Genomic DNA, 15555 nt, shown 5'->3' on the forward strand with positions numbered 1-15555 from the left:
GCCGTTTCAAGGCCGGCCTCTTCGAAGCCGGGCAACGTTGCAATGTCTTCGATGCCGCTCAGCTCGCTGAGCACGAAAAGCATGTCTTTGACGGGGGCGGTGTAGCTCATGGTGATTCGTCCAATCAAGCGGTCGATGAATAACTGCCACGACGCCTGAAAAGGAAATGGCCAAGGCCGTGACGATGCAACCGATCGTACCGGCATATGCCGCGCACAAGCTGTCCAAACCTGCCCACGTAGTGGCAAATCCGGCCAGGACGAGCGGGCGCGCACGTACCGGCCCCAGGGTTTTCACCCAGCCTCGACGGGCCGTCGGTAGGTGCCGGGCGTGCTGCCCGTCCAATGGCGGAACGCGCGATGAAACGCGCTTGGATCGTCGAAGCCGATGTCGCCGGCAATCACTGCGATCGTATCGTGTGTCTCGGTCAGCCGCTGGATCGCGATGTCGCGCCGCAGCTCGTCCTTGAGCATCTGAAAGGTCGTCTCTTCGGAGGAAAGCCGTCTGCACAGCGTGCGAACCGAGCAATGGAGATTCTTCGCGGCCTGCTCGATCGTCGGCAGGTCGGGCAGGTCGCCCGCGAGATATTGGCGGACGCGATGACTGACGAGTTGCTCGCTGAACGACTCGAAGATCCACTCGCCTGGAGAGCGCGCGAGAAATTTGCGCAGATTGCGTTTGCGCTGGCGGATCGGCATGTCGAGAAAGGCCGCGCTGAAGCGCATCAGCGTGGCATCGCAGCCGAAGCGCACGGGGCCCGAAAAGAAGTAGCGGTGATCGACGGCATGCGGCGGTTGCGGACACGCGAAATCGACTCGCAGCAGCGGAATTTTCTGTCCGACGAGCCACGACGAAACGCCGTGCACGAGCTTGAGCATCAACTCCTGGCCGAACGGCCCGATGTTCCCGAACGCGGGATTCGGACGCAGTTCGACCTGAGCCATCAGATCGCTGCGGCGCGATTCCAGACGAAAGTCGTCGAGCACGATATGAAAGAACTGGCCGAAGCGGCGCAGCGCCGTTTCGAGGTTCGGCGCATCCAGCAGACTGAGGCAGAGAAACTTCAGTGTGCCGCTGCGCAGCGGACGACTGAAGATGCCCGGCATTTCATCATCCATTTCGATCGCGAGCGTGCGATACAGCGTGGAGAACTGCTCCTCCGTCACGCGGGCGCCTCGCTTGCCGAGTAGTGCAGGCGTGATGCCCGCCCCGTGGAGATAGCGATGCGTGACGTCGGGCTGCGCGCCGGAGGCCTCCAGAAAGCCTTTGACGAGCGAGATCGGGACAGTTGCACTTGGTGTCTGCATTCGTGATCCCGTCGAGGTGGGTACTTCATGCTTCACGGCACGCGTCACTGCATGCGCGGCTCACGCATCATTGTGGATCAGCGACTTTAACGGCTTCGAGTTTTGTTTTGCCGGCGCTCGTCGGCGATCGATGAACGGGTGCTCGACGAATTGGAATGTTATCAGCGAAAGCATGATTGTCACGACCAATACGAGCATGCCCAAGAGCCAATACTCGGCGGGGGTCAGGTGCGCAACGGGCGTGAAATGGTCGACGGCTCTTGACGCGAGGTAAAGCAGCCAGTTGTGCAGCAAATAGATACTGTAGCTGACCAGCCCGAGCAGTCTTGCAGGACGGCACGTCAGAATCCCGAAAGCGTTATTACCGCTCGCAAAAATCGTGAACGGCACGAAAAGAAGTGCCGCGCCGAACATCGTGTAAACCGAGGGCTGCCAGATCAGCGTGGCAACCATGCATGAAATCGCAAGCACTGTAGCCGGCCACCCGCGCGCCATTTGACGCACTCGCTCAATACGCACGACGACAGCCGTTATACAGCCGGCCAGAAAGAACCATTCCAGGTTGCCCTGCGAGAAGACATAGATCAGCACCGCAGACACGGCGGCGAGAGCCCACTGTCGTTTTCCCGTTGCGAAGATCGCGAGCAAAGGAAGCATCAGGTAGAACTTCCATTCATAGGCAAGCGACCAGAAAACTGTATTGACGAGTGACGTCTTTTCGAATCCGTTGATGGGAGGCGTGCCCGGAATGGTAAACAGTGCCCACGACAAGGCTTGCTGCAGCAGATCGCGCGCGCCGACAACCAGCCTGAAGTGCGTCAACGAGAGGGAAGTGACAACCAGTAGACCGGATGCGAGCAGGTACATCGGCACCATGCGGGCAATTCGCGAAACGAAAAACTTGCGAGTATCCAGACTGCCATTCGAAGCGATCACGCGGCTCCAGAACAGGAAAGCGGTGATCATGAAGAACATTGCTACGGCGCCCCGTCCGAGGAAAGTGTTTACGCGGGACGGTGTGAGTTGCCAGACGCCAGTCTGGTAATAGAGGTAGTTGATGCCTATGTGGTGAATCACCACTGCAACGGCGAGAAAGCCTCGCAAGCCGTCTATCGCGTGAAATCTTCGAGAAGCGATTTCGCGGTCGATCGCTGACCGGAAGAACGACAGTTTCGATGCGAGCAAGCTCGCCATCGCGAGTGACACGACGAGCAGGGCTAGCGCCGGAATGGCGGGGTGACTTTCAAGCAGGGACATAAAAGAGGTGGCGGCGGTCGAGCGAGGATTATATGACAGCAAGGAAGCGCGCCTTCGGCTCGTCGAATGCGGTTTCGCCTTTCCTATGAAAGTCCTCCACGAATTGCGCACCCCACGCGCGTGAGGCGTGAAACGGAACGTGTTGGCCGGTCGGTCGAATACGCGTTGCATTTTCACGCTTTCTGTTCGTCTTCCTGGTCACGTGATCGGAGAACCCGAACTTCAACGCCGTTCTTTCTGATCGCTCGCCAACTCGATACGTGTCCTATGAGCGCGCAACGCGAGCGCGTTGAACATCTTATGAGCCGAGGCAACCCTATGGACGCACATGATCGCAAGCGTATCGCAGTTGCCGTGCAAGGCGGGGGTGCACATGGCGCGTTCAGCTGGGGCGCGCTCGACCGACTGCTGGAAGAAGTGGAACGCGACCGGCTCGAGATCGTCGCGTTGAGCGGCACCAGCGCCGGTGGCTTTAACGCTACCCTGTGCGCCTACGCGCTAGGCACGGACGATGAACAGGTATTGCGTGCGCAAACCGCACGGAAGCTGCTAAAGGAATACTGGCTTTCGGATGCGGCCGAGGCGCCGTTCAGCCCGTACACGGTAACGGCAAGAGCCTGGCACGAGACGACGGGATCATGGAACATCGACTCCTCCCTTGTCGCGTTGACAGCCGCGCTAGGCAACCAGTTCTGGTCCCCCCTCTTCTTTCCGCAATACGACTGGCTCGCACAGGTACTCGGCAACAGGATCGACTTTCCGACACTGCAACTTCAACGCGAGCCTCCTCATCTTTACATCGCGACGACGAATATCACACTGGGACGTCGCGACATCTTCGCGAAGAGTGCCGTTACGCTTGAAGTCCTCAAGGCTTCAGCCAGCATTCCGCAGATCTTCATGCCGGCACACTATGGCGATTACGACTACTGGGATGGCGGATTCATGGGTAACCCGCCCTTGAGCCCGTTGATCTCTCACGCGACGGACGTGGTCATCATTCAGCTCAACCCGTTTGCGCGCAACGAGAGGCCCTTGACGGCGATGGCGATCAGCAATCGGGTCAACGAGGTGACGTTCAACTCGTCGCTAATACATGAGATCAACGCGATAGAGGCCATGAACAAAGTGCTGGATTATCTCGATGACAAATCAAAGGACAATGCATCCGTCAGGCAGGCACTGGAGACGCTCGGCCCGCTCCCGTTCAACCGCGTGAACCTTTATCGGATTACCGATGAACCGTACATGAGAACACTCGGCTATGCGTCGAAGGCCGTAATCGTGAGGGAGTTTCTTCAAGAGCTTTATGAAAAAGGATGGAAAGCAGCGGATGACTGGGTGAACAAATATTATTCTTCGCTCTCCAGCACCGCGCCGCGAGTGACTGCACTATCAGATGCACCTCCAGCGAAAGACTTTCCCGATCAGGTTCTGGACGACCTGTTGAGCAGAAAGAATACTTTCAGATGAGCTGAAAGAGCTTCGCGCACGACGATGGACCATTCGAGCCGGCTCGTAACGTCCGTCGAAACCGGCCCAAACGCATCTCTTGATGCGCGTGGGCCTGAAGCGACTCGTCCATCAGACGTCAGGGTTGCCGGCGACGAAAGCGGTAAATGCGTTATAGGGCTGAGTCACCAGGGTTCCGTCGATCATCAGGCCGTAAGTCGTGTCTCCGCTGTCGAGCACGTAATACATCACCGACTGGATGTTCTTCGTCTTCCGCGCGCGATAGTAGTTCGCGAACTGGGTGCTGATGTAGTTCGCGCGATAGGCCTGCGTGCTTTCCGGTCCGGTGTTCCATTCCGTGATCAGGAACGGTACGCCGTAGCGAGCCTTGCAGTAGCCCGGCAGGTCGAAGCCAGGACCCGCTCCATCCGTGCCGACGTTGAAGATGTCGCCGTAGACTTCGTAGTTGTGCCACGTCGTCATATCCCAGCGCACCTTCGGATAGCCGCCCGTGCCGTCAGGCTGCATACCGTCCCACAGTGCGTCGGATGCGCCGACGTCGGCCACGCAAAAGTTGACGCCGCATTTGGCCGTGGGCTGCACCGACTTCACGCCGTCGATCATGCCGCGCATCGCGCCGCGCATGATCGGCCAGTTTGCGTTGTTGAAGTCGACTGCTTTCGATCCTGCATTGGTCTGATCGAGGATGATCTCGCTTTCCCGGGTCAGCTCGTTGCCGCATTCGTACATCGTGACGCCCCACGGTGCGAGCGCGGCGGCGATAGTGGCCGCACCTGCGCGAGTGCGGTTATAGGCAGCCGATTCGCTCGAAAACATCACGCCGGCGGATTCGTGGATGCCGAAATTGATGAGCACGAACAGCTTCAGTCCCGCTGCCTGAAAAGTCTTGGCCAGTTCGACGACTGCGCCTAGCGACACCGGATCGTCAATGCAACCGACCCGGTAGGTCGAGCATCCCATGCGCTTCATGATCGACACGATCTGGTCGGGCGTGTAGCGATAGTCGTAGTGTCCGTTGATACCGTAGAACGTGCCAGCCGTCGCCGCCGACACTATGCGAGGATCGTTGCACGGCAACCAGGTGCCCGCGTCAGTAAAGACATAGAACTGCCCGCCCGTGCCGCGATGCCAGATCTTGCCGCCATACCATAGCAGCAGCGAAACGTTGTAGGTATTGCCGACGGTGTTGTTATTCCGATAGATGACGCCGTTCACGACGGTCCACACATTGCCGAGCTTGTCGATGATGTACGAGGCGGACGGAATCGTCGTGCCATCGGCCGAAGTGCCGCCGAGACGCGGGTCGTTGCATGCGATCCACGTGGTGCCGTTCCATCCGTAGAACTGCCCGCCCGTTCCCTGGTGATAAACGCTGCCGCCATACCACAGCACCATCGACACGTTGTAGTTGTTATTGGCCTTGACCCCGTCCTTGTAGACGGAACCGCCAACCAGCGTCCAGACGGCGCCCTGATTGTCGATGATCGAGTTGGCGGGCGGAATCGTTGTCCCGTTGGCGGATGCCGCGGCCGCTTTGGCTGCTGCTTTGGCCGTAGCGCTGTCGCCTGCGCCGAAATCGGACGCGCCGCCACATGCGCTGAGCACGTAGCTGCCACCGAGTGCCGCGACGCGGCCTAGAAATTGACGTCGATTAATCATGGAATGGTCCGCTGCCGAAAAATGGCTAAAAGGGAACGGTGGTTAAAGCGGCACATGGGAACGAGTGACGACCGATGCATATACTTCGGATTCCGAAATACCAGCCATTGACCTCTGCCGAAATGCAAAGCGGAGATCAGTTGCTTAATCGGTAATTACTGCCCTAATGCTCGCGAATGCGTGTAATTAATACCTGGTTTTCGGCAACGAAAAGGCCGCACATTAGGGTGAAAAATCAAATAAGTCGTTTCTTCTGATGAATGCGTGGTCAAGAGATTTTTTTCGCGTATTGACCTATATGGAGGGACGTTGCCGCGCCATGTAACAGGATGTTACGAAGGAAACGTTTATATATGGCTTCAAAAGAATTCGCTCGCGTTCTATCGGAATTTTATTCTTTATTGATCCCCAATTAATACCGCCGCTCGATCGGGAACGATATTGCATTTAATTGGGGAATGATGAGTGGAAATACCGCCGGCGGAGTGAGACCGCCGCGACTGCCGTAGCGACTGCAGTAGCAACGCCATAACAACGGCCATAACGACTGCCGTAACAACGGAGGAACGATGACCCTGTTCGACTATCTGCCGGCGAACCGGCCTCAACTGCTTCAACTCACGCTGCAGCATGCGTGGCTCGTGAGCCTTGCGGTGGGGTGCGCGATCATCGCCGGCGTGCCGATTGGCGTCGCCGATTTGCTGCTGCAACTGTTGCAGCGCGTACTGACACCGAAGGGAGTGCAGCAAACATGATCGAACTCGACCAGTTGACCAAGACTTTTACGCAGAAGGACGGCCAGCAGGTGCACGCTGTCGATTCTGTCAGCCTCACGGTGGACGAGGGCGAAATCTGCGTGTTTCTCGGACCGTCGGGCTGCCGCAAGACGACCACGCTCAAGATGATCAACAGGCTGATCGAGCCGACCTCGGGCCGCGTACTGATCAACGGCGAGGACACCGGCACGCTGAACCAAACGGACCTGCGTCGTCATATCGGTTATGTGATCCAGCAGATCGGCTGTTCCCGAACATGGCGATCGAAGAAAACATCGCGGTCGTGCCACGCCTGCTCGGCTGGGACAAGAAGCGCTGCGCGGAGCGCGCGACCGAACTGATGTCGATGGTCGCGCTCGATCCGAAGAAGTATCTGAAGCGCTATCCGCGCGAGTTGTCGGGTGGACAGCAGCGGCGTATCGGCGTGATTCGCGCACTCGCGGCGGACCCGCCCGTGCTTCTGATGGACGAGCCGTTCGGGGCCGTCGATCCGATCAACCGCGAGACGATCCAGAACGAGTTCTTCCAGATGCAGCGGCAACTGAAGAAGACCGTGATCATGGTGAGCCATGACATCGACGAGGCGATCAAGCTCGGCGATCGCGTGGCCGTGTTCCGGCGCGGCAAGCTCGTGCAGTACGACCATCCGGACACGTTGCTCGCGCATCCGCGCGATGACTTCGTCGGTCAGTTCGTAGGCGCGGACAGCACGCTGAAGCGCGCCTGTTACTGGTCCAGGCCGGCGACGCGGCGACGACGCCAGAAACCGCGCGTCCCGACACACCGCTCTCAGAGGCATTCACGACGATGGACGACCACGACTTCCGCTATCTGACCGTGGTGGACGAAACCTTCCACGCGCGCGGCTTCGTCACGCGCCGCGCCGCACGCAATGCCGAAGGCGTGTGCGCGGACAAGCTGGCCGAATTCCCGGCCACCGTATCCGACGGCGACAATCTGCGCATCGTGCTTTCGAAGATGTACCAGTTTCGAACCTCGTGGATGCCGGTACTCGACGCAGACGGCGTATATGTCGGCGAAGTCACGCAAGATTCGATTGCGGACTATCTGAGTTCGGGCCGCTCGCGTCATCAGACGGGCATGGCGCCGCAGGGCAAGACGAGCGAGATGGCGGGCACTTGAGGCACGTGTGCGCTCAATCGCTATTGCTGGCGATGCGCGCCACGATCGCGAGCAGCGCCTCGATCTTGACGGGCTTGACCAGGTGACTGTCGCAGCCGGCCATTATCGAGCGAGCCTGATCCTCTGGCTGACCATAACCCGACACGGCCACGATTTCGAGGCGCTTACCCGCTGCGTGCTGGTCCCTTGCCATTTCCCTCAGCCGACGCGCGACATCGTAGCCGCTGATCCCCGGCAGACCGAGATCGAGAAACACGACATGCGGTTCGAAGGCAACGGCGATCTGAAGCGCTTCTTCCCCGCTGTGTGCGGTGCGCACGTCGTGCGTGTCGAAGATCATCGCGAGCGATAGTGCCGCATCGGTGTTGTCGTCCACGATCAGGATGCGCAGCGGAACAGGTGACCGTTGCCCGGCTTCGCCGACGTCCGTCGCCTGCTGGTTGCTATCCTCGCAGATGGGCAGGCGTATCTCGAACTCACTGCCTCGGTTCCTGCCCTCGCTTCTCGCAGTAATCGTCCCTCCGTGCATCTCGGTCAGCGTCTTGCAAACCGACAGCCCGATACCGAGACCGCCTCTCGATTGCTCGCCGTGGCCGGAGCCCTGCACGAACAGATCGAACACGTGAGGAAGCGCTTCGCCGGAAATCCCCGTGCCCGTGTCCGACACGGTGACGGATATGTCCCGCCCGACGACGCTTGCACTTACAACGATCCGCCCGCCGTCATCCGTGTATTTGATGGCGTTGTCCAGCAGATTGGAAAACATCTGCGTCATCCGCGCGGGATCGCCATCGACATGAACGGGCTGATCCAGCGGCAGACGCACGATGTCGTGATGCCGCTGGTGCGCGGCCGGCATGGTGATTTCGAGCGCATGGTCCAGCGCCCGCCGGATATCGAAGACCTCGCGCCGCAATTCGATCTTGCCCGTCGTGATCCGCGATACATCGAGCAGGTCGTCGATCAGGTGCGACAGATGACCGGTCTGGCGCTCGATCACATTGCGCAGCCACTCTCGCTTGACGGGATCAGCGCCTGCGCTGTGGCCCAACAGATGCGCCGCGTTCCGCACGGGCGCCAACGGGTTGCGCAGTTCATGAGCCAGCGTTGCCAGAAAGATGTCCTTGCGGCGATCTGCATCCTTCAGTTTCGCCTCCGCGTCCGCCCGCTCTGTCACGTCGCACAGGCTGCCGACGAACACATAATCGTCCTGCTGCACGGGCGGACGGAGGTACCCGAACATTTCGACGGTCCTGAGCGCCCGGTCAGTGACCCGATACAGCCGGAACGCGACATGCACAGGCTGCCCCGACACCAGCCGGGACTGGAAATGCGATCGCAGCAGTTCGACGTCGGCCGGGTGCACGACTGACGTCATGAACTCGGTTTCCGTCAACGGGCCACGGTGCTCCGGCTGTCCGGTGATCTCGTACATCTGCCGGTTTTCCCACACGCCCTTGCGCGACGCACCACTCCACTCGAAGATGCCGATGCCGGCCGCGCTCGTCGCGACGCGCAATCGTTCCTCCGTGGCCTGCAGCGTGGTCAGCGCTTTTTGCAGGCTGTCCTGTGCCGTCGACACCTCGGCGGCCTGACGCTGCAATTGCCCGTCGATCGCGCATTCGATAATCGCGCGAAACGTGCGCTCGACGATCTCGTGCGCCCGCATGTGCACGTCGACGGAAGCGGCCACGGGACCGAAATAGGCGCGGATCTCGTCCTTCAGACAGTGTTGGAGCAGTTCAATGTTGCGAAACAGGTCCGTGACTCGCCACTCGGCTGGCCAGAATCTGCCAGGCTGGGCGATGCCCGCATTCACCGATACGGAAGCGTCGCTCTCGGCGATCAGCAGTGCGGCGCACACTTCGGACAGCACGTAAGCGAAATAGCCGATGAGTCCCCGTTTGGCGTCCGCATCGGTGCGCGCGCACCGTTTCAAGGTCTCGGCTAGCCAGCGACGCAACAGCTGACGACGTGTGCGTGCCAGCCTGCGAGCGAGGTCGCTGAGGCTCGAGGCGCCATGCGATTCCAGCAAAAGGTCCCGCTTCATAGATGCCCCCTCAGGCGAAAGCACCTGAGCCGCCATGCCGTGCCGGCAGCGGGACGCCCCGTCGAGTCAATCAGCCTCTTTCTCATGGACTGTCTGTTCAAGGTTACGTTTGCGTGTAACTGAAGGTGTCAACCAGCCGGCGCGTGATGACGGTCCATGTCGGTCCGCGTCGTTCACGCCGGTTCGCGCCGGTTCACCGTACCACGCGTGACACTGTACCTGCCGTCCGGCGGCTGTTTAACCGAGACAAACCCGGACCCTTTCCTGTGGAAGCGATTTCAGCGGCGTAACGGGATGGGTGCCTGATTGATTTGAAAAGTTCTCGCTCGCGTATTCGGTGAAAGTCAGTTCGATCCACGGCCTTTGGCAAATACGAGTCGGGTCCAGGTCACGTTCATGCGTTGGTTCGATCGCTGGACGGATTCCGATCGAACGACGTGTATCGGTTGCAGACCGTGAGCCTTCGCGAGCTGGACCGTCTCTTCAGCCGAGACGTCGAACATCCGCCGACCGTCCGGAATCGGACCATGTCGCAATGACATGATCAGCAAAGCGCCGTCAGACAGCAGACGAGCGACATTGGGCATCGCGCGACGACGTTCTTCTTCGTCGAGATGCATCCAGACGGCCGTCAGCATGGCGAGATCGAAACGTCTTCTCATGGCGCGCAGGACACGGATGTCCGGAAGGCTATCGTCGAGCCATTCGATCCGCGATGCCGGATGCAGCTTGACGCCAGCGGCTCTGAACTCGTCGACCGGCTCGACGGCGAGTACTTTATGCCCCATTGCCGCAAGCGCAGCCGCGTCGGTTCCTATACCTGCTCCAACGTCGAGCACCCTGGACGGGCGCGTCGGTATGAAATGCAAAACAGCCGCGTGGTGCTCGGCAAACGAGATGCTCTGCCATTGGCTGATCAGTGATTGGGCGGCCTCCGCGTAGCCCTCTGTGCCGCTTACGTCGATAGACACTGACGCCTCCCCCGTCTGGTGATCCGTGAAGTTTGCCAGATGATCTGGTGGACGCTCCGTCCGAAGGCCGCATAGACGCGTGTTCCGCGGCCTTCAGCAAACACTCGCGCATCGGATCTATGGCTGCGGGACGGCAGTTCGATTCGCCGGCACGATCTGTGGCTGGAAGGAAAAGACTTCGCGAGTGCGGTCGTCGACGAACACCTTTAACCAGTGCACGTCGTTATTACCGTTTGCCTGGTTGTCGCCAAAGGTTTCGACGCGAAGGAAGGTCTCGAGCCGCCTGCCTTGAGCATCCAGAAAAGGCCGGTCGATGCGGAAGTAATGTGAATCGCCATGCACATAGGCAACTGGCTTTCTGAACGCGATAACCTCATCGCGCAGTGCAAGCAAAAAGTCCTTGAAGCCGTCAGGCGTCGGGCCGGGAAATGCCGGGTCCGAGCTGGGCAACATGTCGTTTTCGACCAGCGTCTTTGGATCGCGCGTCGGCGCACGCGTAGCGTCTGAATTGTCCCAACCCGGATCGGCTTGTGAAATGAACATGATGGCCGACGCGCCGCGTGCTTTCGCTTCATCGAATGTCTGCCGCATCCAGACGATATCGGCATGGTTCCGCGCTGCATACTCCGCCGGGTCCGGACTCGTATCGCAAAGGTTGTTGCACGACCCCTGGATGTTGAGCGTCGCATAAACCACGCCGTTCACCATCCAGCGTCGATTCTCGACACAACTCACGAGGTGACTGTTGCTGTCCAGACAAAGCTTGTCCGTCTGTACCTCCTGAAGAATCGGACGTTGTCCCAGCGACCAGGGAGAGCTGAAGAAGAGCTGACGCTCGTGATCGAGCCTCTCCCTCGACGAAAACGCGCCATTCGACGCACGGTCGCAGTCGGTCCAGTCGTTGTCACCCGGCGTGAACATCGCCGGCGATTTCAACGCATTGAAGTAGCCCTGCGCCTGTACGTACAGAGCATCGCTGCAAGTCGAAGGCACGACCGATCCGGGCGTGCCACTGCCGGCCTTGAGGTCGCCGTCGTGGACAGTGAAAGCGAGTTTCTGGGAGTTCATGTCGGCGATCAGGTTCGGCACACCGACCAGTGCTTGCGTGTCGGAGTAAGGCAAGTCACCCCACAGCCCGATCGCATAGGCACGCCCTTCGTCATGTCCGTCATCGTGACCGTTTGCAAGCACATCAGCGGCTGACCCGGCGGCCAGCGAGACGGCCGCGATTGCGCAGGCAACGTTCCGTAGCCAGCGCCACCCTCTCCCTTTAGATTCCGTCTGCAAGCCAGACAACGTACACCGATCTTTTGCCATCGTTAGCTCCTTTATTCATGGCGCGAATTGCGCGTACTGAAGTGAAGGCGCTCCATATGACAGGTGAATGTCGTAAGCCGCAATTCGCCTTTATCCGGTTAATTCGATGAAACGACTCAAGGATAGTCGCGATAGAGAATGTGATGTATTCGCACAATAAGAGCTGTGGAGCATCATTTGGCAAAAGCAATAGCAGCGAACGGTTCGTCGGACCAGGCAGCTCCATCTTCAAGCGCTGTGTGCGGGGGCTCTGATTTCGACAGACATTCTGGCTCACCACTCCTTCTCAATCTAGCTGGTTGCCCCGCCTGAATTTGGCTATAACAAAGACAGAACAGGTGGTAAAGATGCTGCGGCCTACCCTCGACTTACCTCTTCGCTATCCGCAAAGCACCGCGAGCCTCTCGCGCGCAAGTCCTGAGTTGACCCTATCCGTCAGTTCAATCCCGCCTGCCACGCCACATCAACCAGCCGGGAGGCACGACATGAAGATGATTGGTTTGCTCGGACTACTGGCGAGCGCCGCTGTGCAGGCTCAAGTCGCCTTGCCGTTACCAGCGGCATACCCGACGCTGCTCGGAGTCTCGTGCGGCGGTGTACATGTGGCCAGCTATGTCACGGGATTCGATCAGAACGGGTATATCCACGGCGAGGTTTACGCGTGGACGCGCTGCGGCGGTTCGGGGCGCGGCGGCGGCTACCAGAGTCAGACTTATCAGTCCTGGCACACCATCGTGTGGGATCTGCGCCAGAACTACAAGGTGCTGCCCTACGACAACGTGGTTCCCGACCCGGCACTCAGGGCCATCGATGCACACGGCAATAGCATTCTGGATACCTGCACCGTTACAACCGATGGACCGCCGGCCTGCGTTGCGAGTGCTTATATCTACTATATTCCGCCAACCATGAAGCCGATTTCGGACACCGTTCCCGTCACCCAGAACGTTCCGGCGAGACCGGTCGTTCCCGATCGCTGAACTGCGAACGGTCCGGGCTCAGCGCCACTCATGGCAAGCACCTGGGCGAGTGAATTCGTCGGGCACCGTCACGACGACCGGATGACTGAGTTCCGCTGCCAGCGAAGCTTTTGTGAACAGGCCGATTCCAACACCCGCCAGCACTGCCGGCCCGGATTGTTTCAACGCTGTTGGACGACAGGGTTCCTCGCACCGTCACCGTAAATGGCCCTTCCGGTCCGACAAACGGCCACGCAGCAGCCGACTGCGTCAGACCACCCTAGATCAGGTAGTTGTGGTCGACCAGATCGGCAGATGTCTGCGGTATTCCGTGTTGATCGAAATAGCGGCGTGAACCGACGCATATCAACGGCCTGGATTACATGGCTGGGTACCGCAACTGATTTACTGGCCCGAGCAGATCTGCTCGGTCTTCCGGGTCGGCAAGAATCCCTTGCCGAAGCCAAAGGGCGTCACGAGCGACAGGTGTTCACTCGATCCAATGAAAGGCACCAGTGCCTTGTTAAAGGCGTCGCGCAAATCCTTGTCGCTCTTCCTGAACCCGAATGCGCCGTGCGACGTCACAGAGTTGTTGTTGACGCTCTGAAAAGGCGCCGTTGCCTGCACACCGTCGGCTTTCTGCGCCATGTTGTTGATCGAAAGCGCCGTCAGCGCCGCCGCATCGGCGCGCCCCGTCTGCACGGCGCTGACGAGGCTCGGTTGATCGGACAGTTGCACGAGCTGATTCGGCTTTACGCCGCTTTGCTCCGCGTAGCCGACCTCGACGGTGCCCGCCATCACTGCAAGCTTCGTATTCGGCTTTGCGGCAACCGACTGGAAATCCTTCATGTTGTCCGGATTGCCTTTCTTGACGAGCAATGCCTCGCCCATCCCGTAACTCGGCTCCGAGAACAGAATCTGCTGGCAACGCGGAGGCGTGACGGCCATGCCCGCGGCGATGATATCGAAGCGCCCGGCCTGCAAGCCCGGAATCAACGACCCGAAGTCGGTCAGCACGCCGACTACGTTCTTGATACCCATCTTGTGCAGCACGGCTTTCGCAACCTCCGGAGCTTCGCCCGTCACGTTGCCGTCCATGTCCGCGTAGCCATAGGGCGCTTCGTTGGCGAATCCGATCCTGATCGTGCCCGTATGCATTGCCCGTTCCAATGTAGTTTCAGCTTGCGCCGCGACGCTGACTGCAGTCATTGCGAATGCCAACACCATTGAAATGCCGTACCGCAGAGTCTTGCTGTTAAACATTTTCGTTCTCCTGTTTACCGAGTCGAATGGATTACATCCCGTCACTACGAATGCGATGTGCTCAGTCATCCGAGTAGATGCCGGTCAATTGCGCACACAAATCGACACCCCAGCCAAGCAGATCCTCATCGAAGTCGAACCGCTCGTTGTGGTGCCCGCCGCGCGTCTGCCCCGCCAGCAGCAGATAGGTCGAGCGCCCTCCGCGCTGCTGGACCGCGCGCGCCATGTACGTTGCGTCTTCGCTCGCCGGAACGAGGTAGTTCGACACCGAGATGCCGGCGTCATCCCGCATGCCCACGTGGCGCGCCGCCTCGGCCACGGCGTTGACGAGCGCCTCGCTGTTGTCCGCGCCGACAAACTGGGCGACGGGCCGCACCTCGGCCTGCACGCCGTTCATCCGCGCAGCGCCTTCGATGATCTCGATCGCACGCTCATGCATGTACGAACACACTTCGTCGTTCGCGCCGCGGACTTCGAAGCGGAATTGCGCGGCGTCCGACACGACGTTGTTCGCGTTGTTAGAACTGAACTTGCCGACGTTGACGCGCGACGCGCCCTTGCTGTGTCGAGGGATCGCGTACAGCGCCTGCACCGCGCCGCAGGCGGCGAGCAGCGCATTGCGTCCGTCCTGGGGCGCATTGCCCGCATGGCTCGCGCGTCCGGAAAAATGCACGTCGCAGATGCGCGCCGCGAGCCACGTCGCGTCACAGATCAGCTTGCGCTCGGAGACGATGCCGAGATGCAGCGCGACGAACGACTCCACTTCCGCCAGTTGCGGCAAGCGGGCAAACACGGCCCCGCCTCCCGCCACTTCTTCGGCTGGCTGAAAGAAGAGATGCACGCGGCCACGCAGGGTCGCACGCGAAGCCGCGAGCCGCCGTGCAAAGCCGAGCCCGATGGTGAGATGTCCATCGTGGCCGCACGCGTGCATCACGCCGTCGTTGCACGAACGAAATCCCGCAGCGGCCGGCATGTGCCCGGCTGCATCGCTTTCGGCAATCGGCAGCGCGTCGATGTCGAAACGAAACCCATGCGTCGGTCCGATCGATGCTCCATCGAGCGTCGCAACCAGTCCCGTGAAGCCGCCCTTCATCGCAGGCAAATACCGGTTGTCCGCGCCCAGTGCCTCGCTCGCGCGCGCAAACGCCGCATCGAGCGCGGCCGGTGGGGGCAGACCTGAACGCGGGGCGCCTTCGTACAGCGCCTCGCCCCACGTCACCGTGAAGCCGAGCTGTTCAAGTTCTTCGCACAGCTTTGCGGTGGTATGGAACTCAGTCCACGACAGTTCAGGGTACGCATGGTAGGCACGGCGCGTGGCCACGAGCGGCGCCAGACGTTCGGCGTGCGGATACAGCGGAAGTGTGTGCATCGGGTCGGCCC

13 protein-coding genes and 1 pseudogene are annotated in these 15555 nt (G+C 59.9%); 5 read left to right on the forward strand and 9 right to left on the reverse strand.

What is annotated here, in order from left to right; translation table 11 throughout:
* The 3 genes from BMW76_RS30850 to BMW76_RS30860 form a co-directional block, all read right to left on the reverse strand.
* Positions 1–110, reverse strand: a 110-nt coding sequence (locus BMW76_RS30850; RefSeq protein ID WP_143062358.1) for an acyl-CoA dehydrogenase N-terminal domain-containing protein, incomplete at its 3' end; no start/stop codon positions are given.
* Between the two features lie 183 nt (positions 111–293).
* Positions 294–1307, reverse strand: a complete 1014-nt coding sequence (locus tag BMW76_RS30855; protein ID WP_090872136.1) for an AraC family transcriptional regulator — start codon at positions 1305–1307, stop codon at positions 294–296.
* 60 nt (positions 1308–1367) lie between these two features.
* Positions 1368–2606: an acyltransferase family protein gene (locus tag BMW76_RS30860; protein WP_177200543.1), complete on the reverse strand. Its 1239-nt coding sequence runs from the start codon at positions 2604–2606 to the stop codon at positions 1368–1370.
* A 276-nt stretch (positions 2607–2882) separates the two neighbouring features.
* Between BMW76_RS30860 and BMW76_RS30865 the strand changes: the two genes are divergently transcribed.
* A complete protein-coding gene (locus BMW76_RS30865; RefSeq protein WP_177200544.1) occupies positions 2883–4037 on the forward strand; it encodes a patatin-like phospholipase family protein in 1155 nt (384 codons plus the stop codon).
* Positions 4038–4148: 111 nt separating this feature from the next.
* Here BMW76_RS30865 and BMW76_RS30870 read toward each other — a convergent pair whose 3' ends face one another.
* Positions 4149–5696 (reverse strand): hypothetical protein, encoded by a 1548-nt coding sequence (locus BMW76_RS30870; protein ID WP_090872139.1) that lies wholly within the window; start codon positions 5694–5696, stop codon positions 4149–4151.
* Between the two features lie 569 nt (positions 5697–6265).
* On the opposite strand from BMW76_RS30870, the gene BMW76_RS30875 reads away from it, so the two are divergent.
* The 3 genes and pseudogenes from BMW76_RS30875 to BMW76_RS42870 all read left to right on the forward strand — a co-directional run bounded on the left by BMW76_RS30875 (position 6266) and on the right by BMW76_RS42870 (position 7615).
* The gene (locus BMW76_RS30875) at positions 6266–6451 is read left to right on the forward strand and encodes a hypothetical protein (protein ID WP_245763440.1); all 186 of its coding nucleotides are present in this window, start codon (positions 6266–6268) and stop codon (positions 6449–6451) included.
* A pseudogene (locus BMW76_RS30880) lies at positions 6448–7307 on the forward strand (ABC transporter ATP-binding protein). Before BMW76_RS30875 ends, BMW76_RS30880 begins: the two are co-directional and overlap by 4 nt.
* Positions 7280–7615: a CBS domain-containing protein gene (locus tag BMW76_RS42870; RefSeq protein ID WP_407669047.1), complete on the forward strand. Its 336-nt coding sequence runs from the start codon at positions 7280–7282 to the stop codon at positions 7613–7615. Before BMW76_RS30880 ends, BMW76_RS42870 begins: the two are co-directional and overlap by 28 nt.
* Positions 7616–7628: 13 nt before the next feature.
* On the opposite strand, the gene BMW76_RS30885 is transcribed toward BMW76_RS42870, so the two are convergent.
* The 3 genes from BMW76_RS30885 to BMW76_RS30895 form a co-directional block, all read right to left on the reverse strand.
* The gene (locus BMW76_RS30885; RefSeq protein WP_245763441.1) at positions 7629–9554 is read right to left on the reverse strand and encodes a hybrid sensor histidine kinase/response regulator; all 1926 of its coding nucleotides are present in this window, start codon (positions 9552–9554) and stop codon (positions 7629–7631) included.
* 455 nt (positions 9555–10009) lie between these two features.
* Positions 10010–10636: a class I SAM-dependent methyltransferase gene (locus BMW76_RS30890; RefSeq protein ID WP_090872142.1), complete on the reverse strand. Its 627-nt coding sequence runs from the start codon at positions 10634–10636 to the stop codon at positions 10010–10012.
* A 117-nt stretch (positions 10637–10753) separates the two neighbouring features.
* A complete protein-coding gene (locus tag BMW76_RS30895; protein ID WP_218162562.1) occupies positions 10754–11953 on the reverse strand; it encodes a hypothetical protein in 1200 nt (399 codons plus the stop codon).
* Between the two features lie 485 nt (positions 11954–12438).
* On the opposite strand from BMW76_RS30895, the gene BMW76_RS30900 reads away from it, so the two are divergent.
* Positions 12439–12933: a hypothetical protein gene (locus tag BMW76_RS30900; protein WP_090872144.1), complete on the forward strand. Its 495-nt coding sequence runs from the start codon at positions 12439–12441 to the stop codon at positions 12931–12933.
* Between the two features lie 384 nt (positions 12934–13317).
* Here BMW76_RS30900 and ehuB read toward each other — a convergent pair whose 3' ends face one another.
* Together ehuB and BMW76_RS30915 are read right to left on the reverse strand one after the other, a co-directional pair.
* Positions 13318–14175 (reverse strand): ectoine/hydroxyectoine ABC transporter substrate-binding protein EhuB, encoded by an 858-nt coding sequence (gene ehuB / locus BMW76_RS30910; protein ID WP_090872146.1) that lies wholly within the window; start codon positions 14173–14175, stop codon positions 13318–13320.
* Positions 14176–14236: 61 nt separating this feature from the next.
* Entirely contained in the window at positions 14237–15544 is a 1308-nt protein-coding gene (locus BMW76_RS30915) for an amidohydrolase (protein ID WP_090872148.1), read from the reverse strand.
* Positions 15545–15555 lie beyond the last annotated feature (11 nt).

The organism is Paraburkholderia diazotrophica, from assembly GCF_900108945.1.
In the GTDB taxonomy this organism is placed as follows: domain Bacteria; phylum Pseudomonadota; class Gammaproteobacteria; order Burkholderiales; family Burkholderiaceae; genus Paraburkholderia; species Paraburkholderia diazotrophica.